Origin of the sequence: Pectobacterium atrosepticum (assembly GCF_000740965.1) — a bacterium.
Classification (GTDB): Bacteria; Pseudomonadota; Gammaproteobacteria; order Enterobacterales; family Enterobacteriaceae; genus Pectobacterium; species Pectobacterium atrosepticum.
Genome location: NZ_CP009125.1, coordinates 4,084,181 through 4,105,097, shown reverse-complemented (window position 1 = coordinate 4,105,097; position 20,917 = coordinate 4,084,181). Strand labels below are relative to the sequence as shown.

Here is a 20,917-nt window from a genome sequence, read left to right as displayed (position 1 = left end):
ACATGGCTATCGAAATCAACGTACCGGACATCGGTGCAGATGAAGTTGAAGTCACCGAAGTGCTGGTGAAGGTTGGCGACAAAGTTGAAGCTGAACAGTCGCTGATCACGGTTGAAGGTGATAAGGCTTCTATGGAAGTCCCTTCTCCGCAGGCGGGTGTCGTGAAAGAGATTAAAGTCTCTGTCGGTGACAAAGTTGAAACCGGCAAACTGATCATGATTTTCGATTCCGCCGACGGTGCAGCTGACGCTGCACCTGCTAAGGCAGAAGAGAAGAAAGAAGCCGCTCCGGCTGCTGCACCTGCGGCCTCCGCGGCGAAAGAAGTTAACGTACCGGATATCGGCGGTGACGAAGTTGAAGTGACCGAAGTACTGGTTAAAGTGGGCGACACTGTTGCTGCTGAACAATCTCTGATCACTGTAGAAGGCGACAAAGCTTCTATGGAAGTTCCGGCACCTTTCGCCGGTACGGTTAAAGAGATCAAAATCAGCAATGGCGATAAAGTCTCTACCGGTTCTCTGATCATGGTCTTCGAAGTGGCGGGCAGCGCACCTGCAGCCTCAGCAGAGAAAACTGAAGCGGCACCTGCTGCTGCACCAGCGGCCTCTGCGGCGAAAGAAGTTAACGTACCAGATATCGGCGGCGACGAAGTTGAAGTGACTGAAGTGATGGTTAAAGTCGGCGATAAAATCGCGGCTGAGCAATCACTGATCACCGTTGAAGGCGACAAGGCTTCGATGGAAGTCCCTGCGCCGTTTGCGGGTACGGTTAAAGAAATCAAAATCAGCACCGGCGATAAAGTTAAAACCGGCTCACTGATCATGGTCTTCGAAGTCGAAGGCGCTGCACCAGCTCCGGCTGCTAAGCAGGAAGCGGCTGCACCGGCTCCGACGGCAAAATCTGCTGCTGCACCGGCAGCGAAAGCGGAAGGCAAGGGCGAGTTCGCTGAGAATGACGCTTACGTTCACGCGACGCCGGTTATCCGTCGTCTGGCACGTGAATTCGGCGTGAATCTGGCGAAAGTGAAGGGTTCTGGTCGTAAAGGCCGTATCCTGCGCGAAGACGTTCAGGCTTACGTGAAAGATGCCGTGAAACGAGCTGAAGCTGCGCCAACTGCTGCCGCTGGCGGCGGTCTGCCGGGCATGCTGCCATGGCCGAAAGTCGATTTCAGCAAGTTTGGTGAAGTTGAAGAAGTGGAACTGGGCCGTATCCAGAAAATCTCTGGTGCTAACCTGAGCCGTAACTGGGTGATGATCCCGCACGTTACGCACTTCGATAAAACTGACATCACCGATCTGGAAGCGTTCCGCAAACAGCAGAACGTGGAAGCTGAGAAGCGCAGACTGGATGTGAAAATCACCCCAGTTGTCTTCATCATGAAAGCCGTTGCTGCTGCGCTTGAGCAAATGCCTCGTTTCAACAGTTCACTGTCTGAAGATGCTCAACGTCTGACGCTGAAGAAATACATCAACATCGGTGTAGCAGTTGATACCCCGAATGGTCTGGTGGTTCCAGTGTTCAAAGACGTGAACAAGAAAGGTATCGTCGAACTGTCTCGTGAATTGATGGCGATCTCCAAGAAAGCACGTGACGGTAAGCTGACCGCTGGCGAAATGCAGGGCGGGTGCTTCACTATCTCCAGCCTGGGCGGTATCGGGACTACGCACTTTGCGCCGATCGTCAATGCGCCGGAAGTTGCTATTCTTGGTGTGTCTAAGTCCGCGATGGAACCGGTCTGGAATGGTAAAGAGTTCACTCCGCGTCTGATGATGCCGATGTCTCTCTCCTTCGACCACCGAGTCATTGACGGTGCTGATGGTGCTCGCTTCATTACCATTATTAACAATACGTTGTCTGACATCCGCCGTCTGGTGATGTAATCGAAAAGCCGGCCTGACGGCCGGCTTTTTTCTGATAAGCTGTTATTTGTTACAGCTGTCAGTGATCAAGGACAAATCGTTAGTCGCTTGTTGTTTCAAAATTGTTAACGATTTTGTAAACTACAGTGGCAAAGACACGTCCCGGTGGAAGAGGGCGTTATTAAAAATGCGCCCTAAATCTGAATGATGACGGGTGTGACGTCACAGACCCGCCGGAAATCAATTAAGAGGTCATGATGAGTACTGAAATTAAAGCTCAGGTAGTGGTACTTGGTGCCGGCCCCGCGGGTTACTCTGCTGCATTCCGCGCGGCGGATTTGGGTCTGGAAACCGTACTGGTAGAGCGCTACTCCACGCTGGGTGGGGTGTGTCTGAATGTGGGTTGTATTCCTTCCAAAGCCCTGCTGCACGTCGCTAAAGTCATTGAAGAAGCCAAAGCACTGGCGGAACACGGTATCGTGTTCGGTGAACCTAAAACCGACATTGATAAAATCCGTCTGTGGAAAGAAAAAGTCATCAACCAACTGACCGGTGGTCTGGCTGGTATGGCGAAAGGCCGTAAAGTTAAGGTCGTTAACGGTCTGGGCAAATTTACGGGTGCCAACACGCTGGAAGTTGACGGTGAAAACGGCAAAACGACAATCAACTTCGATAACGCGATTATCGCTGCGGGTTCACGTCCGATCCAACTGCCTTTCATTCCTCATGATGACCCGCGTGTATGGGATTCTACCGATGCGCTGGAGCTGAAAAGCGTCCCAGAACGTCTGTTGGTTATGGGCGGCGGTATCATCGGTCTGGAAATGGGTACGGTTTACCATGCTCTGGGTTCACAGATCGACGTCGTTGAAATGTTCGATCAAGTGATTCCGGCCGCTGACAAAGATGTCGTTAAGGTCTTCACCAAGCGTATCAGCAAGCAGTTCAATCTGATGCTGGAAACCAAAGTGACGGCAGTAGAAGCCAAAGAAGACGGCATCTATGTGACGATGGAAGGCAAAAAAGCGCCAGCCGAGCCACAGCGTTACGATGCAGTTCTGGTTGCTATCGGTCGTGTACCGAACGGTAAAAATCTGGATGCAGGTAAAGCGGGCGTGGAAGTTGACGATCGCGGCTTCATCCATGTTGATAAACAAATGCGCACCAACGTGCCGCACATCTACGCTATCGGCGACATCGTCGGTCAGCCGATGCTGGCGCACAAAGGCGTGCATGAAGGCCATGTTGCTGCCGAAGTGATCTCCGGTAAGAAACACTACTTCGATCCGAAAGTGATTCCTTCTATCGCCTATACCGAACCGGAAGTCGCGTGGGTGGGTCTGACTGAGAAAGAAGCCAAAGAGAAAGGCATCAGCTACGAAACCGCGATCTTCCCATGGGCGGCGTCTGGCCGTGCTATCGCGTCTGATTGCGCTGAAGGTATGACCAAACTGATTTTCGACAAAGAAACACATCGTGTTATCGGTGGTGCGATTGTCGGTACTAACGGTGGTGAACTGTTAGGCGAAATCGGTCTGGCGATCGAAATGGGTTGTGATGCGGAAGATATCGCGCTGACCATCCATGCGCACCCGACGCTGCATGAGTCTGTTGGTCTGGCTGCTGAAATCTTTGAAGGCAGCATCACTGACCTGCCGAACCCGAAAGCGAAGAAGAAGTAAGCTCTCTCAGGTTCGAATAGCGTAAATCTAATCCGGTACCGTAAAGGTGCCGGATTTTTTTTGCCTGTGGCACTGGATCATTGGGTTAACTGTTTCCCAGCTCTGCCATGGCGCAATGTTTGTTTGGGAATGCTACCGCGTAAATTGGCTAATAAATACGCATGATGTTTGGTATTATAGGCCCCAACGACGAGCAACAGGCTATGCTTACAATGTCACCAGTACTCAACGATAGCGGGAGTTTTGATATGGCGATTCTTCCAATGTCATATAGCCCCGCCACTATGGCGCGGGAATATCGGAAAATTGGCGAAACGAGTGTGAACGGTCGCGCTGTGGATATTTATATCCATAATGAGCGGCATCACGGCGTTGCCATATATGGAGAGCCTGATGACGTTAACGGTGATTTACGGCATGTTGTCGTCGCAAAAATTGACCTGAAATCCCGTAACAGCGATGACGAAACTGAAACTATTTTGGCGGTCATCGGTTATTACGAGAACCTGCAACTGGTGGATGACAACCTTGCTCAGGTTGAAGGTGTGATTGTCACTAAACGTGAACGAAACGCCAATGTCGCTAGCGCTATGTATAAGGCGCTCATTAATGACGGCATCGTGCTGGTGAGTGATAACGTTCAATTCCCTGGTGGGAAGGCGTTGTGGGCACGTATGGCACGTAAAGAGGTTGGTATTCAGGTATTTGTATTCGACTCAGAACAGCGTGCTTTCTGGCCGTATGACGGAGAACGAATCCGATACGATGGTCGTAGTATTCCCGAAAGCGATATCTGGAGCCTTGCACCGAATGAATCGCGAAAAGGGGTTGTGCTGGTGGCTGAACGCAAACGAGACGAATCAGTAGCCTGATGTCGTCCTACTACTGCGATAAATTTTTTTGCCTATGGCTTCGCAGAATACACGTTCCGTCCGTTTATTTTTAGCCACGTCAATTACAATCAAACCTCAAAAAAGAAACGATGTTTTATTTTTGAGGTTATGATGAATCTTAATGTCTTACGCTCTTCTGTCTTGCTACTGGCGGCGTTGCTTGCCAGCCCTTCACTGATGGCTAACGATATGAACCCTCACTCTCAAATAGCGGCGGATCAGGCGGTGACGGATGAAGGGCTGCCTTCATTTTATCCGCAGCTTAAACAGCAGATGACCTACTCCGACTCCTGGCTATCTGGGAACTTTGCAGATTTTAGCCAGTGGCAATCCCAGTCGAGAAAAACGCTACGTTCGCTGCTTCTGACGCCTGACTCTACTAAAGACTTTGCGCCTCAGGCGATTGAAAAACAGGATCGCGGCAGTTACACTGCAGAGAAAGTCGCCTTCAACCTCACTGATGAAAGTCGTGTAGACGCACTGCTCCTAACACCAAAAAGCGCGGGGCCGCATCCGGCGGTGATCCTGCTGCATGACCACGGCGCCAAGTTTGATATCGGCAAAGAGAAGATGATCAAACCATGGGGCAATAACGAACAGCTAGCTTCTGCACAGGCGTGGGCCGATAAGTTTTTCACCGGTCGTTTTGTCGGGGATGAACTGGCGAAGCGGGGCTATGTGGTATTGGCGGTGGATGCGCTCGGCTGGGGAGCGCGCGGCCCGATAAAATATGAGCAGCAGCAGGCGCTGGCGAGCAATTTCTTTAATCTTGGGCGTTCACTCGCCGGTCTGATGGCCTACGAAGATATGCGGGCGACGGATTTTCTGGCATCGCTTGAACAGGTTGACAAACAACGTATCGGCGTCGTTGGTTTTTCAATGGGTGCGTATCGTGCCTGGCAGCTAGCAGCGCTGTCCGACAAGGTAGCGGCAACCGCGGCGGTATCTTGGATTGGTACATACGACGGGTTAATGACGCCGGGTAATAACGTACTCAGAGGGCAGTCGGCATTCTATATGCTGCATCCGGGGCTTTCGACGCGCTTTGATTTCCCGGATGTGGCGAGCGTGGCGGCACCGAAGCCGATGCTGTTGTTTAACGGTGGTAAAGATAAGCTGTTCCCGACGATCTCGGTTGAGGATGCCTACGCCAAAATGCACAAGGTGTGGCAATCCCAACAGGCGGAAAGCAAGCTGCAAACCAAGATCTGGCCTGAACTGGGACATGTTTTCTATCAGGAACAGCAGGACGAAGTCTTTAGCTTTCTGGATCAATGGTTAAAGCCCGCATCCCGTTAAACCAGTATTTTGTTAAAACAACAGCCCAAGTAAATAGCGAAGATCGCCTTCTTGCCGTAATGTGCAACGATCGGCGATCTGGTTACTGTCGAGATGCGCCAGAGAACCGATGGTTTGCTGCAATTTGGCTCGCAGATCGGTGGGGCGTGCCGATGTTTCCTGACGCGTTGTGCGCTGAATTAGGGCGCTACCGTCACGCAAATGCAGCGTAACTTCATGAAAACGCGCTTCTGGGTCAAGCTCATCGGGTGGCGCGGTTTCATCGGTGCGGCGTATGACTCGATTCGCCAGTGCGGCGATCGCTGCTTCAACTGGCGCTTCTGAAAAATGCGTCAGCTTTAGTTCCCCTTCAATCAGTGCCGCCGCAATCACATATTCCAGACTGAATCGTGCCTCGACGCCGTTGGTCGCGTTACGGATAAAAGGAGCAACGTCGCCACCCGGTGGGAAGGTCACCGTGATACTTTCGATGGCGTCTGCCAGATCGGCATCCGCGCCGTTCTGCTTATGCCACTGCTCCCGTAGTGCAAACGCGGCTTCGGCGGCGCTGTGGGTTCCACCACAGGTTGGGTAGCGTTTGAATTCCAGACCGGGGGAAAGAATGCGCCACGGCGCTCCCCAGTTTTCAACCAGCAGCGCTGGCTGCTGTTTTTGATCGCCATGCGCGGCAAGAAACGCCTCAATTACCAACTGCTTGTTGCCCTCGAAGCCTGCTAATCCCATCTTAACGGCGGTTAATCCTGCTCTGGCGGCAAGTCCGGCGTGTAGCGGTTTGACCGCCGAACCAAACTGCGCTCTCAGCCCTGCGGCCTGTGTGGCGGCTAAGCCAAGAATGGTTTGTGTCTGTTCTACCGACGCGCCAGCCAGACGTGCAGCGGCGGCGGCGGCGGCGATAGCGCCGAGCGTTGCTGTGTTGTGGTAACCGAGGCTGTAATGGCGCGGGCCGCATGCCAACCCGATTCTGCCAGCGGCTTCTACGCCTATCACATAGGCCGTCAAAAATGCGTCTTCCGTAACGGACGAATCCTCCGCGGCAAGGGCAAACAGCGCGGGAAGAATAACGGTGCTGGGGTGGCCGCGAAACGCCGGATGATAATCGTCAAAATCCAGTACGTGGCCGGCATAACCCAAAATCAGACTTCGCGTCAGGCTGTCCGTGCCGCTGAATACCTGCTTTAACGGCGCGAGCCCGCTATCGGCAATCGCACCCTGTGCGATCGGGAGCGCGGTGGAGATGAAGTCAGTCACCCCTTCACGGGCGGCATCAATCGCGTCTTGGTTTGGCTCGCTATGGATAATGTGGTGGGCAAGCGTTGCGGTGATATCAGTCTGATTGGTCATGAGTTGTCAGGCATCTTGGCAGAAAAATACTAATTTACTGTGTATCGCCAAATGGCGATTAATAACCAAACGGAATAATAAATTCCATTTGGTTATTAACGAGCGGAATCAGAAGCGGTCTTTTAGCTGCCCGGGTGTAATGCCGAATGCACGGCGTAGCGCGGTGGCAAAGTTGGCGGGGCTGTTGTAACCCGCGATGCTGGCCGCCTGTGCAATACCGATGCCGTCTTTTTGCAAGGCTAGCATGGCGCGTTGTAGGCGACAGTTACGCAGGTATTCGAAAACGCTCATATTGAACGTTTGGCGAAAATGGCGCTGCAGCGTGCTTTCACTCATGTTGACGCTTTTAGCGATTTCACTCATTGAAAGATGATCGGCGCTACCGCTCTCCAGCATGTCTCTGATCTGCTGGATACGATGGTAACCGCGTAAGGTGACACCGCTGCTTTTCTCCTGTGCCACGCTGGCGGTCAGTGAAGTAAAGGCTTCGATAATCAGGCTCATGCACTGCGTTTCCAGATAAAGGCGCTGGAGCGGCGTTTGGCAAGGATTAGCATCCAGCGTTTGTAAGGCAATTGCCCGCGCCTGCCGGGACGGTGTCCATAAGTGTGTCGCAAGGTGGGTCTGCGTGAAATCGTGGATGGCCTGCCAGTCGCCAACGGTATCCATCATATTGCCGTACAACCATTCCCTATCGAACGTCAGCGTAATGGTGCGTTCATATTCATCACGCTTACCGATGCGGGTAAACATCGTCGGTTCCGTCAGCGCAATCAGCGAAGCTGGCTGGCTCTCTCCCAGATGCAGTTCCTGATGGCCAAATGAAATATGCGCATTGCCGCTCACCACAATGGCTAGCTTGATCGCGCTATCCAGCAGGTTTTGGGTTTTCATGTTGTGACGATTAATCACATCCGCAGTATGCAGGATCAGATGCGGATTGAGCTGCACAACCGTGAAAGACCCAAATAGCACCGGCGTGTTATCGATCAACCGGGGACCAATAAAACGGTAATTATTCGCGACCAGACTCGATTGCTGAACGATGTGATCTTTGAAGATCGGCTTTGATGACTGAGTGAAGCTGCGCACGTGATTACCTACCTGATTAAACCCTTCGACCTGCGCCTTCCATTTTGATGCTTTGGCAAAACATTTTGCTGCTAGAGCAAACCCCGTCCTGAATGACAAATGTAACAATGACCGCGCCAAAATGGTAATGCAAATACTTCTCAATAGCATTTTTCGTTGGAGAGGTCACATTGCACGATAAATGTATTTTCCATTTCCGGCAATGCGGAGAAAAGGGCTGATTGACTACACACAGTATTTCATAACAACGATACGTGATGCCCCGTTTGTATGACGCTTCTCTCCCGATAACCGCCATGTCTGCGCGTTTTATCTCCGCCGTTATTCAGCGCCTTTGCTGATGGTCGTTAGGTGTCGCTGCACCAATCACGATGCTGAACCTTTTTCAGGCTACTTATTCATTTCTTACAGGGCAGGATAATTTTGATGAAATTACCACAATCGCGCCGTTATCTGGCGACGCTCATTGGCGTTAGCTGCGGGATGACTTCGTTTCTGAGTGCGGCGCAGACCTCGACCATTCCTTCAACAGAACCTGCCCCTCAGGTGCAGAATCAGGCCGAAAGCAGTCCATCGGGCGATACGATGGTGGTGACGGCTGCGGAGCAAACGCGTCAAGCTCCAGGTGTATCGGTGATTACGGCTGAGGATATCAGCAAGCGCCCGCCCGCTAACGATCTGTCAGAACTCATTCGCACCATGCCGGGCGTAAACCTGTCCGGTAACTCAACCAGCGGCCAGCGTGGTAACAATCGCCAGATCGATATCCGCGGCATGGGACCAGAAAACACCCTGATTCTGGTGGATGGCAAGCCGGTGTCGAGCCGTACAGAAGTGCGTTATGGCTGGCGTGGCGAGCGTGATACCCGCGGTGACACCAACTGGGTGCCTGCTGATATGGTGGAGCGCATTGAAGTGCTGCGCGGCCCAGCGGCGGCGCGCTATGGTAACGGCGCAGCGGGCGGTGTGGTCAACATCATCACCAAACAGCCGATGCAAGAATGGCACGGTACCTGGAATACTTATCTGAACGCGCCGGAACATAGCGCGGAAGGTGCGACCAAGCGTACCGATTTCAGCCTGATGGGCGGCCTGACCGATAGCCTGAGCTTCCGCCTCTACGGTAATCTGAATAAAACCGAGGCTGATGCGCGCGATATTAATGAAGGACATCAGTCAGCGCGTGCCGGTAATCAGTCCGCTTCACTGCCTTCTGGGCGTGAAGGGGTGCGCAACAAAGATATCAGCGGCCTGCTACGTTGGGATATGACTAAGCAGCAGTCGCTGGAGTTTGAAGCCGGCTCCAGTCGTCAGGGCAATATCTATGCGGGCGATTCGCAAAATACCAATACTAATCCGCTTGTCGTAAGCAATTATGGCAAGGAAACTAACCGTATGTACCGCCAGAATTTTGCGGTCACGCATCGCGGCTACTGGGACAGCGGCGTCAGCTCTACGTCGTATCTGCAATACGAGCGTACGCACAATACCCGCATCCTTGAGGGACTGTCTGGCGGTTTAGAAGGTATTTTTGATACGACGAGTCCGAACCAATATGGCACGATAAAGCTGGATAATTTCACTGCGCATAACGAAGTGAATCTTCCGCTCAATGTCTGGGTCGATCAGGTGCTAACGTTCGGGGTTGAGTGGAACGAACAGAAGATGAAGGATCCAGTTTCTAACTCGCAGACGACAACTGAAGCGGGCAGTGTGGGTTCTCTTAGTAGTGGTGGCCGTAGTGAGCGATCCTCTGCTCGTCTGGCTTCCGCTTTCGTGGAAGATAATATCCAACTGACGCAAAGCACCATGTTGACACCGGCGCTGCGTGTCGATAATCACAGCACGGCAGGCACCAACTGGAGCCCGTCGCTCAACCTAGCGCAGGAATTGGGTGACGATTACACGTTGAAGCTGGGTATCGCCCGCGCTTACAAAGCGCCGAATCTGTACCAGACTAACGAGAACTACATCCTTTATAGCCGTGGACAAGGTTGTTCTGGCGGTACTGCTTGCTACCTGATCGGCAATGAAGACCTGAAAGCGGAAACCAGCCTGAATAAAGAGATTGGTTTAGAGTTTCACCGCGACGGTTTGATTGCTGGTATCACCTACTTCCACAATGATTACCGCAACAAAATTGAATCAGGAAACAATGTCATTGGTAACGCTGTAGGTGGAAACAATACGGGTCGCAACAACGCCAATATCTTCCAATGGGGAAATGTACCGAAAGCCGTCATTCAAGGATTGGAAGGTAACCTGACCGTTCCTGTCACAGAGACGATCAACTGGCGTAATAACCTGACCTGGATGCTGGAATCAAAAAATAAAACCACGGGCGATTATTTGTCGATTACGCCGGAATTTACCCTGAATTCATCGGTGGACTGGCAGGCGACGGAGAAGCTTTCCTTCTTGGCTGATGTGACCTGGTATGGTCGTCAGAAACCGAAGATGTATAACTATAAAGGCGATCGCGTAACCGGTAGCGCAACCAATGAATTAAGCCCTTATGCGCTGTTCGGATTAAGCAGTAGCTACAAATTTAATAAGAATCTGAGCGTGACAGGGGGGATCGATAACCTGTTTGATAAGCGGCTGTTCCGTGCCGGTAATGCGCAGGATGTGGTGAACAACAACGTTGTCACCATTGCGGGTGCAGGTGCGGCAACGTACAACGAACCGGGACGGACTTTCTTTGTCAGCGTGAATACGTCGTTCTAGATCTTATACCCGTCATACTGAGTCGCAAACGCTACGGGAAATCCCGTGGCGTTTTTTATGGCGCGCCATCCCTGCGAGCCGTTGCGGCGCAACGTTAAAAATTTCTCCCAGAAATTTTTTATTATCGCTATCAGGGACAGAAAAGGGCTTTTAAGGTGGCGACGATTTTTTCTACGTCGTGATTTTCGATGCGGTAGTGCAGCGTTTGTGATTCGCGTCGATAGCTAATCAGCCCTTCCTCACGCATTTTCGCCAGATGTTGCGAGAGAGCGGACTGACTCAGCGGGATGTGTTCAAGCAGCGCACCAACTGACATTTCTCTGTGCTCGATAAGCAAGCAAAGTACCAGCAGCCTGTTTTCGTTGCCAATCGCGCGCAGCAATGCCGCGGCTTTTGCCGCACCGTCCTGCATGAATTCCCGATCCGCATTGCTCAACGCCATATTCATACCATCCTGCGCGACTGACTAATTTAGTGATATCTAATGTATTGAGCTTACCATATCATTGCCACATTTCTCCCCAACTTGACTGGTAACGTCAGAGAAAAAATGCAGGCTAGGGCTTTTGTTTGATGACGTTATTGGCGCCGCTAGACGAGAATTGCGGCTCTGTTCCGCCCCATGATAGGCGGTTACTGATGCCATTGAAGGAGACCAGAGCAGGCCCTTTAAAATCCAAATCGAGATGATGTTCTGTGCCAGTTACGTTCACCTTTACTGGCTTATCATCGGCAATAATGTGAGTGCGGATCGTGTTTTTATAGGCGGCGACGGTCAGGTCTCCGGTTGATTGACCTGTAACGGCAATCTCGGAACCGGTCACGGTAAGGGATGTCGCGGTATCGAATGTTACGTTGTGCTCGGAACCCGTGACGGAAATAGCGGCACATTTGCCTGTGAGTGCGATGTTATTGCCGTTGCCTGAAATACTGACATCATTGCCATTGCAAGGAATATCGCGTGTTAAGCCGATACCCTCCAGCTCAATAGGTGCGGCATAGACAGATGCGGTGAACGCCAGAAGTGTGGCAGAAATCACGTGCATATATCGTTTCATCTTCATGGAGTCTTTCCTGTTATCAATGAAGCCATCCGGCATCATTGCCGTGGGGGCACCTATCATCTGTTAACACTTATTCAGACTCTATTGCGAACATTCTGATTATCGCTGCGTCTTTAGACGATGCTTAATCACGTTATATTGTTAAAAACCCACATATTGCATGGTTAAATCAGCATAGTTAGTGTGCGCTGTCAGGGGCATGCTATTCTGCTGATGTCGGTATTTTTCAGTGATAGTGACATTGGACACATAGCACAGTTGAATAAAAATTAATGTTGCTATTATGTGAACGAATTAACAATCGATTCAAATCCTGATATGCTGACGAGGCTGGACCGGACACTCTACTACCTTACATCCACACCCTGACACCCAGGCATGGACACCATAATGGGGAACAAGGGCGCCGGGCATAATGAAGACAATGAGAGCGAGGAAAACGTCGTGCTAGAAGAATATCGTAAGCACGTAGCCGAGCGGGCTGCGCAGGGGATTGTTCCTAAACCGTTAGATGCCACGCAGATGGCCGCGCTGGTTGAGTCACTCAAGAATCCCCCGGCAGGCGAAGAGGAAGTATTGCTTGATCTGCTGATTAACCGCGTTCCACCCGGTGTTGATGAAGCCGCCTACGTGAAGGCCGGTTTTTTGGCTGCTGTCGCTAAAGGCGAAGCCACTTCCCCCTTGGTTACCCAGGAAAAAGCGATTGAGCTGTTGGGCACCATGCAAGGTGGTTATAACATTCATCCGCTAATTGATGCGTTAGACAGCGACACGCTGGCACCGATTGCCGCGAAAGCGTTGTCCCAGACGCTGCTGATGTTTGATAACTTCTATGATGTGGAAGAAAAGGCGAAAGCAGGCAATGCGCACGCCAAGAAAGTGATTCAATCCTGGGCTGATGCCGAGTGGTTCCTGTCCCGCCCGAAACTGGCGGAAAAAATTACCGTTACCGTCTTTAAAGTCACTGGTGAAACTAACACTGATGACCTGTCTCCGGCACCTGATGCCTGGTCGCGCCCTGATATCCCGCTGCACGCGTTGGCGATGCTGAAAAATGCCCGTGAAGGCATTGATCCCGATCAGCCTGGCAACGTGGGTCCGATCAAACAGATCGAAGAACTGAACAAGAAAGGCTTCCCGCTGGCGTACGTCGGTGACGTCGTTGGTACGGGATCGTCGCGTAAATCTGCGACCAACTCCGTGCTGTGGTTCATGGGTGAAGACATTCCTCATGTTCCGAACAAACGCGGTGGTGGTGTGGTGCTGGGCGGCAAGATTGCCCCAATCTTCTTCAACACCATGGAAGATGCTGGTGCGTTGCCGATCGAAGTCGATGTGAACGATCTCAATATGGGCGATGTGATCGACATCTACCCGTATGAAGGTGAAGTACGCCGTCATGACACGAATGAAGTGCTGGCGACATTTGCCCTGAAGACCGACGTATTACTGGATGAAGTGCGCTCCGGTGGCCGAATTCCACTGATCATCGGACGCGGGCTGACGTCTAAAGCGCGTGAGTCACTGGGCTTGCCGCACAGCGATGTCTTCCGTATTTCTAAAGCCATTGAAGCCAGTAAAAAAGGCTTCTCACTGGCGCAGAAAATGGTCGGTCGCGCCTGCGGCGTCGCGGGTATTCGTCCTGATGAATACTGCGAACCTAAGATGACATCCGTGGGTTCACAGGACACCACCGGGCCGATGACTCGTGATGAGCTGAAAGATCTGGCTTGTCTCGGTTTCTCCGCTGACTTGGTGATGCAGTCGTTCTGTCACACTGCGGCCTATCCTAAGCCGGTTGACGTGACCACGCATCACACGCTGCCTGATTTCATCATGAACCGTGGCGGCGTATCGCTACGTCCGGGCGATGGCGTTATCCACTCCTGGCTGAACCGTATGCTGCTGCCGGATACCGTGGGTACAGGCGGTGATTCCCACACCCGTTTCCCAATCGGTATCTCTTTCCCTGCAGGTTCTGGGCTGGTGGCGTTCGCTGCGGCTACGGGCGTGATGCCGCTGGACATGCCGGAATCTATTCTGGTGCGCTTCAAAGGCAAAATGCAGCCGGGTATTACTCTGCGCGATCTGGTTCACGCCATTCCGCTGTATGCCATCAAACAAGGTCTGCTGACCGTTGAGAAGAAAGGTAAGAAGAACATCTTCTCTGGTCGTATTCTGGAGATCGAAGGTCTGCCGGATCTGAAAGTCGAGCAGGCGTTTGAACTGACAGACGCCTCGGCGGAACGTTCTGCAGCCGGTTGTACGATCAAGCTGGATAAAGCGCCGATCATCGAGTATCTGAACTCCAACATTGTTCTGCTGAAGTGGATGATCTCCGAAGGTTACGGCGATCGTCGTACGCTGGAACGTCGTGTTCAAGGTATGGAAAAATGGCTGGCCGATCCGCAACTGTTGGAAGCCGATGCCGATGCCGAGTACGCGGCGGTGATCGACATCGATCTGGCTGACATCAAAGAGCCGATCCTGTGTGCGCCGAACGATCCAGACGATGCGCGCTGGCTGTCTGACGTGCAGGGCGAGAAGATTGATGAGGTCTTCATCGGTTCCTGTATGACCAACATCGGACACTTCCGTGCGGCGGGTAAACTGCTTGATAGCCACAAAGGCCAGCTGCCGACCCGTTTGTGGGTTGCGCCGCCGACCAAAATGGACGCGGCACAGCTGACGGAAGAAGGCTATTACAGCGTATTTGGCAAAAGCGGAGCGCGTATCGAGATCCCAGGCTGCTCGCTGTGCATGGGTAATCAGGCGCGCGTGGCGGATGGCGCGACGGTCGTTTCTACGTCGACCCGTAACTTCCCGAACCGTTTGGGAACCGGTGCTAACGTGTATCTTGCGTCTGCTGAACTGGCTGCGGTTGCCTCGCTGCTGGGCCGTTTGCCGACGCCGGAAGAGTACCAGACCTATATGTTGCAGGTGGATAAAACCGCGCAGGACACCTATCGCTATCTGAATTTTGACCAGTTAGGTCAATATACCGAGAAAGCGGATGGCGTGATCTTCCAGACGACTGTCTAACTCGCTATAGTTCGCATCCCTACACCGAAGGAGGCCTTGTGCCTCCTTTTTTTCTGCCTGCTCCATTCCACCTTGTGCATCTGCAACATCAAAGGTGAAGGTGCATCACGACGATAGGGTGTGTAGGCGACTAAACTAAACAGAAGAGACATCACAGTGAGGATGGCATCATGGACTATGAATTTTTGCGGGATGTGACGGGTCAGGTCATCGTTCGTATGTCGATGGGACATGAAGCGATTGGGCACTGGTTCAATGAAGAAGTAAAAGGCCAACTGACGGTATTGACTGACGTAGAGGATGGAGCGCGTTCCGTCGCAGGTAGCGAACGGCAGTGGCGGCGCGTGGGCCACGAATACACGCTATTGCTGGATGAAGAAGAAGTCATGGTTCAGGCGAATCAACTGTCTTTCACCACGGATGAGCTGGAGGAGGGCATGAGTTATTACGACGAAGAGAGCCTGTCTTTATGCGGTCTGGATGATTTTCTGACGCTGGTGGAAAAGTATCGCGAGTTCATCCTGCATTGATCGTTTTAGTCATTCGATCGTTTTAATGACACGATCGTTTTGAAAACACCACCCACCAGACGGATGGTGTTTTCCATCAATCAGCCAAGGTCGGCATGACCGAAGCGTGCCTGCCAGTCATGATCGAAGCGATTAAGTGCATCGTCAACCGCAGGATCTTGCAGGAACAGCTCGGCAACGGCTGGGTCAACCGTAATAGCCTGACACCCCGCTAGCAGGCAGTCCAATACCTGACGCGGTGTGCGAAAGCTGGCTGCCAGCACCTGAGTCTGCGGGCTGTGCAGGTTAATCAGGGTTTGTAGCTCTTTCACTAGCGCAATCCCGTCGCCACCCTGTGCATCAATGCGGTTGACGTAAGGCGCGATATAACGAGCGCCCGCCAGCGCGGCATAAAACCCTTGCCCTGCACCGTATACGGCAGTGCCGAGCGTGGGAATATCCAATTCTGTCAATTGCTTAATGGCACGTAAGCCTGCATGTGTTACCGGCACTTTGACGACCAGAGAAGGAATCACCTCTCTGAGTTTCAACGCCTCTTCCACCATCACGTCAGGATCGCGTGACATCACCTGAGCAAACAGCTGTCCTTCTGCGCCGATAACGGCCTGCATGTCTCGCAGCACGCTATAAATATCGGATTTTCCGCGTGCGACAATGCTCGGGTTGGTGGTCACGCCTTTAATCGGTAACACGCCAGCGAGTCGTTCCACTGCGGCTACATCAGCCGTATCTAAATAGAATTCCATCATTTTCTCCGTACTGAAATCGGTGTTTCGGATGACATCAATACTGTGGCGCTTAGCGCACAATAATACCCAGCAAAATACCCACCGCGCCGAAGTCGGAATCACTGAACGTGGTGTTTGCCAGCCCGATACTGCCCAACACTGGCAGCAGGAAAACAGGTATGAAAGTAATCAGCAACCCGTTGGTAAAGGAGCCTAAAATTGCGCCGCGACGTCCACCGGTAGCGTTACCGAAAACCCCAGCCGCCGCGCCGACAAAGAAGTGCGGCACCACGCCGGGAATGATCACCGTCATACCCAGCAGGTAGAGCAGCACCATACCGATAACCCCAGCGGCAAAGCTGCTCAGGAAGCCGACCAGAACGGCATTCGGCGCATAGGGGAAGACGACAGGGCAATCTAATGCTGGTTTAGCGTTGGGAACGAGTTTGTCAGAAATGCCTTTAAACGCGGGCACGATTTCCGCAATCACCATACGCACGCCTTGCAGCACGATATACACACCAGCGGCAAAGGTAATGGATTGGATCAGCGAAAACATGAACCAGTTTTTCCCACCCGCGTTCATTGTTTTCACCGCTTCTGGGCCAGCAAACAGGCAGGTGAAAATGAAGATGAAGAACATGGTAAAGGCGATGGCGACTGGTGTATCACGCAGGAACAGCAGGCTCTTCGGTACTTCCATGTCTTCTGTTGATTTCTCTTTATTACCAAATTTGCTACCAATAAACGCTGACAGCAGCTGTGATATCGCAGAGAAGTGACCAAAGGCAACGTCATCGGATCCCGTTACTTTCTTCATATACGGGTGAATAATGGCAGGGAACAGCACCATCGATACCCCAACCACCAACGATCCAACGGTAATCAGCAGCACACCTTTCATGCCCGCCGTTGCCAGAATCACGGCAACCATCATCGACATAAACAGCGTGTGGTGACCCGTTAAGAAAATGTATTTCCATGGCGTAAAGCGTGCGATCGCGATATTAATGACCATCGCGAAGAACATGATCATCGCCATCTCGGTGCCGAAGTTTTTCTGGGCGACCGCGACAATCGCCTCATTGTTAGGCACTATACCCGCGATACCGAACGCATGGTGGAAAATCGCGGCGAAGTCGCCTAGCGATGAGACAATCAGGCTCGCGCCCGCGCCGAGGATCAGGAAACCCATTACGGTTTTCACCGTCCCTTTGATGCATTCCGTGGCAGGTTTTTTCTGGGCAATCAGACCGATAAGCGCAATCAAACCAACTAATATTGACGGTTCAGACAGCACATCACTCATTAAAAAACGGAAGAATTCCATTTTTGATCCCTCTGCTTATAAGGCGCCAAGTTCTGTCAGAGCGATCGACAGGCGTTCTTTCATCGCCACTTTGTCGATCATATTATTCAGGGACACGATTTTTCCCCCTACCGCCTGCGCGACGAGCTGTTCGGCAATGTCTTTGGTTCCGACAAAAATGTCGCTGTCCGTTCCTTTCGCCGAACCTAAGTCCACGTGATCGACGTCCGCAACTACGCCGAGTTCTTTAACGATGTTTTTAATGCTCATTTCCATCATCAGGCTGGTACCCAGGCCGTTACCGCATACGACTGTAATTTTCATAATCTGTGTCCTCTGGTGGCGTTTAATAACGAGAAATAACGGAAAGCACCTGTTCTATCTCTGTCGCGTTAATTAACGCGGCGACGTCATCAGGCGTGTCGAACAACTGAGCGAGCTGTGAAATAATATCGATATGGCTATTGCTGTCCGTGGCGGCCAGAACAATCAGCAAATGTACGGGGTCGTTACCGTCAGAATGGAAAGCCACGCCGTCACGAATCAGCGTCAGGCTGACGCTGAGTTTGTTCACGCCGTCTTCCGGCCGAGCATGTGGCATGGCGATTCCAAGGCCGACAACATAGTAAGGGCCGATTGCCTCATGGGAGCGATAGATCGCCTCAATATAGGTGGGCTCAATCGAGCCATTATCTAATAATGGCTTACAGGACAAAGCGATAGCATGACGCCAGTCGTCGCAGGCTGGTAAGATTTGAACAACATCTGGTGTTAGTAAAGTGTTAAGCATTAGAGTCACCTCTGTATCATTCTGAACGCAGGATAGTGTGCTGGCGTCGAAAATAATGTGATTAACATCTAAAAAGGTAGCGCTAACTGATATGCCTATCATTAACTGTGACCGGCTTAGCACAAGCGGGGCTAAGACGTGTTCCCCGCGAGCAGACAGAGGCACACTGTGGATGGCACGGCATAAGTGATGCAGTCACCGGAACGTTGTGGTGTCTGTACATTGCCTGAACGCAATGAATTAACAGGTTTTTATCGCGGCTGTGCGCTGAGAAAAATGACGAATGGAATGGAGAGGAAGTGAGCATGCGTAAGCGTCGCAGTACCGGTAAGGTTACGCTACAGGATGTCGCCGACTACGCGGGCGTAGGGACGATGACGGTGTCGCGCGTGATGCGCAAGCCCGATCTGGTCTCTGAGAAGTTACGCAGTAAAGTGGAGCTGGCCGCCAGAACATTAGGCTATGAGCCCAATCAAGAGGCCAGCCTGCTCACCGAGAGCGCTAACCGCGTGACGCTACAGGACATTGCGAACCATGCGGGTGTCGGCGTGATGACGGTTTCTCGTGCATTAAGGGAGCCGGAGCTAGTTTCTGATACCACGCAGAAGAAAATCGACGATGCGATAAAAACGCTGGGTTATGTACCGAACCGTGCGGCCGGTGCGTTGGCATCCGCCTATCAGCCCACGATTGCGGTGCTTTATCCTTTTCAGCAAGATCGTGCCAGCGTCCGTTTTGTTCAGGCATTACAGCAGGCGGTTGGCAAACATAACGTGTCGTTAATCATGGGTTGCCATGAGTATCGTCAGCACACTGAAGCGGGAATGGTTGAAAAGCTCTTGCAGCAGCGGCCAGCGGCGCTGGTGTTATTCAGTGCGCAGCTTTCACAACGTACCCAAGATCTCATTCAGGCCAGTAACGTCATTACGGTGAACGTTTCCGGCGCTGCCGCGCTGAGTGCGAATATCAATATTGATATCGCCCTTGCCGATGCAGCTGAGCAGTTAACCCTTTCGCTGCTGGAAAAGGGGTATCGTCACGTCGCCTATATCGGTGCGCATACCGATAACCGACTGCAAAAACAGCAGTTGAACGGCTGGAATAAAGCCATGCTGGCGCATTATCACAATGCGGATTTGAAGATTACGATCCCGGAAGCCCCCAGTTTACAGTTTGGCCGCTATGCCATGACGGAACTGCTACAAAATCAGCCGGAACTGGACGCGATTATCTGTAGCCATGAGGAAATTGCGTTGGGCGCGCTCTTTGAATGCCAACGCCGCCTGATGAAAGTCCCTTACGATCTGGCGATCGCCTGTCTGGATGGTTCTGAGCAATGTGAACACACGTTCCCTGCACTGACCGCGATGCGGCTTGACTATGAAAAGCTGGGTGCGGAGGTTGGGCGTCTGGTGTTAGCCATGATGGATAACGCCGATCGCCCACCCGTACTGGAAAAAGTGAAATTCATCTTCGAACCCCGCGCCAGCAGCTAGCAAGGGATAGAAAGTAGAATGGCTAATCCGTCAACGTGTTAGGTCCGTACGCCGCCGGGGTGATTTATGTACCTCGGCTCTGAGTTCGTGCGAAGAAAGCGATGTCTGACGATTAATGAGTTAGCGGACAGCAGTAAAAGGAAGCGTATTGGATACGTTTTACATGCTTGAATATAGGTTCATGATAACGCCCCCGCTGATAATCAGCACCATTGAAAATACAGCGGGTAAATCCGGTTTTTGTTTATAAAGCAGCATCGAAATAAATGTCACGCCGATGATGCCAAAGCCGCACCATAACGAATAGGCAATCCCCACGGGTAAATAGCCCATTGCACGGGTTAACGAAAAATAGCAGAGGCAGTAAGCGAGAATAACGATAATGGAAGGCGTGCGTTTTTTAAAGCCATCGGTTTTTTTGATCATCGATGTGCCAGTAATTTCCGAACCAATCGAAAGTGCCAACCATAAGAATCCGTTGAACATGATGAGTATCCTTATTTTCAGTGAATGATTTTTGTCTCTAATGGCTGACTCTGGTTACTGCTATCCAATTTTTCGGGCGGTTCATCCACGCCCATTTTAGAAAAGAGATTCATGATCGTTATGCCTGTAGCAATCACGATCATTCCAACGATTGCTGGGATATCAGGGTGCTGTCCGTAAAAAATAATACTGAGCGTTGAAACTAATAAAATACCTGTACCAGACCAGGTGGCATAAGCTAGCCCAACGGGGAGATGCCTTACGGCTTTTGAGAGTGAATAATAACAAACGCAGTACAGCAGAATAATAATCGCCAGTAATGCTGCCTTTGTCATTCCCTGACTATTATCAAACATTTTTAACGTGGAGGTAGCGGACGTTTCTGACAAGATGACCAATAACATCCACAGCCATGACTGCTTTCTGAGTGACATAGTATTGCTCCTGATTTATCTGCTGTTAAGAATACGTGGTCTATACCCGTCATACTTCAAGTTACATGTGCGTTGGCTACGCTACTCGGCACACTTACGTGTGTCTCGCCCCGTTGGGGCCGCTGCCAGCAGCGTTCAAACCTGC

18 protein-coding genes are annotated in these 20,917 nt (G+C 51.8%); 8 read left to right on the top strand and 10 right to left on the bottom strand.

The features are described 5' to 3' along the window. Positions 1-2 precede the first annotated feature (2 nt). From aceF to GZ59_RS18125, 4 genes are all read left to right on the top strand, one after another. A complete protein-coding gene (gene aceF, locus GZ59_RS18140) occupies positions 3-1,880 on the top strand; it encodes a pyruvate dehydrogenase complex dihydrolipoyllysine-residue acetyltransferase (protein WP_011095289.1) in 1,878 nt (625 codons plus the stop codon). Between the two features lie 236 nt (positions 1,881-2,116). Next, positions 2,117-3,541: a dihydrolipoyl dehydrogenase gene (lpdA, locus tag GZ59_RS18135; protein ID WP_039293654.1), complete on the top strand. Its 1,425-nt coding sequence runs from the start codon at positions 2,117-2,119 to the stop codon at positions 3,539-3,541. A 248-nt stretch (positions 3,542-3,789) separates the two neighbouring features. Then, positions 3,790-4,413, top strand: a complete 624-nt coding sequence (locus tag GZ59_RS18130) for a hypothetical protein (protein WP_039293652.1) — start codon at positions 3,790-3,792, stop codon at positions 4,411-4,413. A 132-nt stretch (positions 4,414-4,545) separates the two neighbouring features. Continuing rightward, positions 4,546-5,733, top strand: a complete 1,188-nt coding sequence (locus tag GZ59_RS18125) for a dienelactone hydrolase family protein (protein WP_011095286.1) — start codon at positions 4,546-4,548, stop codon at positions 5,731-5,733. A gap of 12 nt (positions 5,734-5,745) precedes the next feature. Here GZ59_RS18125 and GZ59_RS18120 read toward each other — a convergent pair whose 3' ends face one another. Together GZ59_RS18120 and GZ59_RS18115 are read right to left on the bottom strand one after the other, a co-directional pair. Further along, positions 5,746-7,074 (bottom strand): MmgE/PrpD family protein, encoded by a 1,329-nt coding sequence (locus tag GZ59_RS18120; protein ID WP_039293650.1) that lies wholly within the window; start codon positions 7,072-7,074, stop codon positions 5,746-5,748. A 108-nt stretch (positions 7,075-7,182) separates the two neighbouring features. After that, positions 7,183-8,166 carry a helix-turn-helix transcriptional regulator gene (locus tag GZ59_RS18115; RefSeq protein ID WP_039293647.1) on the bottom strand — a complete coding sequence of 328 codons (984 nt, stop codon included), beginning with the start codon at positions 8,164-8,166 and terminating at the stop codon, positions 7,183-7,185. Positions 8,167-8,592: 426 nt separating this feature from the next. Here GZ59_RS18115 and GZ59_RS18110 point away from each other — a divergent pair, with 426 nt between their 5' ends. After that, positions 8,593-10,893 carry a TonB-dependent siderophore receptor gene (locus GZ59_RS18110; protein ID WP_039293645.1) on the top strand — a complete coding sequence of 767 codons (2,301 nt, stop codon included), beginning with the start codon at positions 8,593-8,595 and terminating at the stop codon, positions 10,891-10,893. Between the two features lie 130 nt (positions 10,894-11,023). On the opposite strand, the gene GZ59_RS18105 is transcribed toward GZ59_RS18110, so the two are convergent. Next, positions 11,024-11,335, bottom strand: a complete 312-nt coding sequence (locus GZ59_RS18105) for an ArsR/SmtB family transcription factor (protein ID WP_011095281.1) — start codon at positions 11,333-11,335, stop codon at positions 11,024-11,026. Positions 11,336-11,450: 115 nt separating this feature from the next. Then, positions 11,451-11,957 carry a DUF3060 domain-containing protein gene (locus GZ59_RS18100; RefSeq protein ID WP_039293641.1) on the bottom strand — a complete coding sequence of 169 codons (507 nt, stop codon included), beginning with the start codon at positions 11,955-11,957 and terminating at the stop codon, positions 11,451-11,453. Positions 11,958-12,401: 444 nt separating this feature from the next. Between GZ59_RS18100 and acnB the strand changes: the two genes are divergently transcribed. Together acnB and yacL are read left to right on the top strand one after the other, a co-directional pair. After that, positions 12,402-14,999, top strand: a complete 2,598-nt coding sequence (acnB, locus tag GZ59_RS18095; protein WP_103791585.1) for a bifunctional aconitate hydratase 2/2-methylisocitrate dehydratase — start codon at positions 12,402-12,404, stop codon at positions 14,997-14,999. Positions 15,000-15,169: 170 nt separating this feature from the next. Continuing rightward, complete coding sequence (gene yacL, locus GZ59_RS18090) at positions 15,170-15,529, top strand: protein YacL (protein WP_011095278.1); 360 nt, start codon at positions 15,170-15,172, stop codon at positions 15,527-15,529. 80 nt (positions 15,530-15,609) lie between these two features. On the opposite strand, the gene fsa is transcribed toward yacL, so the two are convergent. The 4 genes from fsa to GZ59_RS18070 are packed head-to-tail and all read right to left on the bottom strand — an operon-like array spanning position 15,610 to position 18,356. Continuing rightward, positions 15,610-16,275: a fructose-6-phosphate aldolase gene (fsa, locus tag GZ59_RS18085; RefSeq protein ID WP_039293636.1), complete on the bottom strand. Its 666-nt coding sequence runs from the start codon at positions 16,273-16,275 to the stop codon at positions 15,610-15,612. A 52-nt stretch (positions 16,276-16,327) separates the two neighbouring features. Next, complete coding sequence (locus GZ59_RS18080; protein ID WP_039293633.1) at positions 16,328-17,587, bottom strand: PTS ascorbate transporter subunit IIC; 1,260 nt, start codon at positions 17,585-17,587, stop codon at positions 16,328-16,330. Positions 17,588-17,602: 15 nt separating this feature from the next. Then, complete coding sequence (locus GZ59_RS18075) at positions 17,603-17,890, bottom strand: PTS sugar transporter subunit IIB (RefSeq protein WP_011095275.1); 288 nt, start codon at positions 17,888-17,890, stop codon at positions 17,603-17,605. Positions 17,891-17,912: 22 nt separating this feature from the next. Further along, entirely contained in the window at positions 17,913-18,356 is a 444-nt protein-coding gene (locus GZ59_RS18070; RefSeq protein WP_039293630.1) for a PTS sugar transporter subunit IIA, read from the bottom strand. A gap of 305 nt (positions 18,357-18,661) precedes the next feature. Between GZ59_RS18070 and GZ59_RS18065 the strand changes: the two genes are divergently transcribed. Beyond that, complete coding sequence (locus GZ59_RS18065; RefSeq protein ID WP_039293627.1) at positions 18,662-19,852, top strand: LacI family DNA-binding transcriptional regulator; 1,191 nt, start codon at positions 18,662-18,664, stop codon at positions 19,850-19,852. 159 nt (positions 19,853-20,011) lie between these two features. Here GZ59_RS18065 and GZ59_RS18060 read toward each other — a convergent pair whose 3' ends face one another. After that, positions 20,012-20,338 (bottom strand): DMT family transporter, encoded by a 327-nt coding sequence (locus tag GZ59_RS18060; RefSeq protein WP_011095272.1) that lies wholly within the window; start codon positions 20,336-20,338, stop codon positions 20,012-20,014. Positions 20,339-20,355: 17 nt separating this feature from the next. After that, a complete protein-coding gene (locus GZ59_RS18055; RefSeq protein WP_039293624.1) occupies positions 20,356-20,772 on the bottom strand; it encodes a DMT family transporter in 417 nt (138 codons plus the stop codon). Positions 20,773-20,917: the final 145 nt, after the last annotated feature.

Excerpts from the sequence above, each read along its gene's own strand:
- aceF (WP_011095289.1), top strand. The coding sequence starts at position 3 with ATGGCTATCGAAATCAACGTACCGGACATCGGTGCAGATGAAGTTGAA.
- lpdA (WP_039293654.1), top strand. The coding sequence starts at position 2,117 with ATGAGTACTGAAATTAAAGCTCAGGTAGTGGTACTTGGTGCCGGCCCC.
- GZ59_RS18130 (WP_039293652.1), top strand. The coding sequence starts at position 3,790 with ATGGCGATTCTTCCAATGTCATATAGCCCCGCCACTATGGCGCGGGAA.
- GZ59_RS18125 (WP_011095286.1), top strand. The coding sequence starts at position 4,546 with ATGAATCTTAATGTCTTACGCTCTTCTGTCTTGCTACTGGCGGCGTTG.
- GZ59_RS18120 (WP_039293650.1), bottom strand. The coding sequence starts at position 7,074 with ATGACCAATCAGACTGATATCACCGCAACGCTTGCCCACCACATTATC.
- GZ59_RS18110 (WP_039293645.1), top strand. The coding sequence starts at position 8,593 with ATGAAATTACCACAATCGCGCCGTTATCTGGCGACGCTCATTGGCGTT.
- GZ59_RS18105 (WP_011095281.1), bottom strand. The coding sequence starts at position 11,335 with ATGGCGTTGAGCAATGCGGATCGGGAATTCATGCAGGACGGTGCGGCA.
- GZ59_RS18100 (WP_039293641.1), bottom strand. The coding sequence starts at position 11,957 with ATGAAGATGAAACGATATATGCACGTGATTTCTGCCACACTTCTGGCG.
- yacL (WP_011095278.1), top strand. The coding sequence starts at position 15,170 with ATGGACTATGAATTTTTGCGGGATGTGACGGGTCAGGTCATCGTTCGT.
- fsa (WP_039293636.1), bottom strand. The coding sequence starts at position 16,275 with ATGGAATTCTATTTAGATACGGCTGATGTAGCCGCAGTGGAACGACTC.
- GZ59_RS18080 (WP_039293633.1), bottom strand. The coding sequence starts at position 17,587 with ATGGAATTCTTCCGTTTTTTAATGAGTGATGTGCTGTCTGAACCGTCA.
- GZ59_RS18075 (WP_011095275.1), bottom strand. The coding sequence starts at position 17,890 with ATGAAAATTACAGTCGTATGCGGTAACGGCCTGGGTACCAGCCTGATG.
- GZ59_RS18070 (WP_039293630.1), bottom strand. The coding sequence starts at position 18,356 with ATGCTTAACACTTTACTAACACCAGATGTTGTTCAAATCTTACCAGCC.
- GZ59_RS18065 (WP_039293627.1), top strand. The coding sequence starts at position 18,662 with ATGCGTAAGCGTCGCAGTACCGGTAAGGTTACGCTACAGGATGTCGCC.
- GZ59_RS18060 (WP_011095272.1), bottom strand. The coding sequence starts at position 20,338 with ATGTTCAACGGATTCTTATGGTTGGCACTTTCGATTGGTTCGGAAATT.
- GZ59_RS18055 (WP_039293624.1), bottom strand. The coding sequence starts at position 20,772 with ATGTCACTCAGAAAGCAGTCATGGCTGTGGATGTTATTGGTCATCTTG.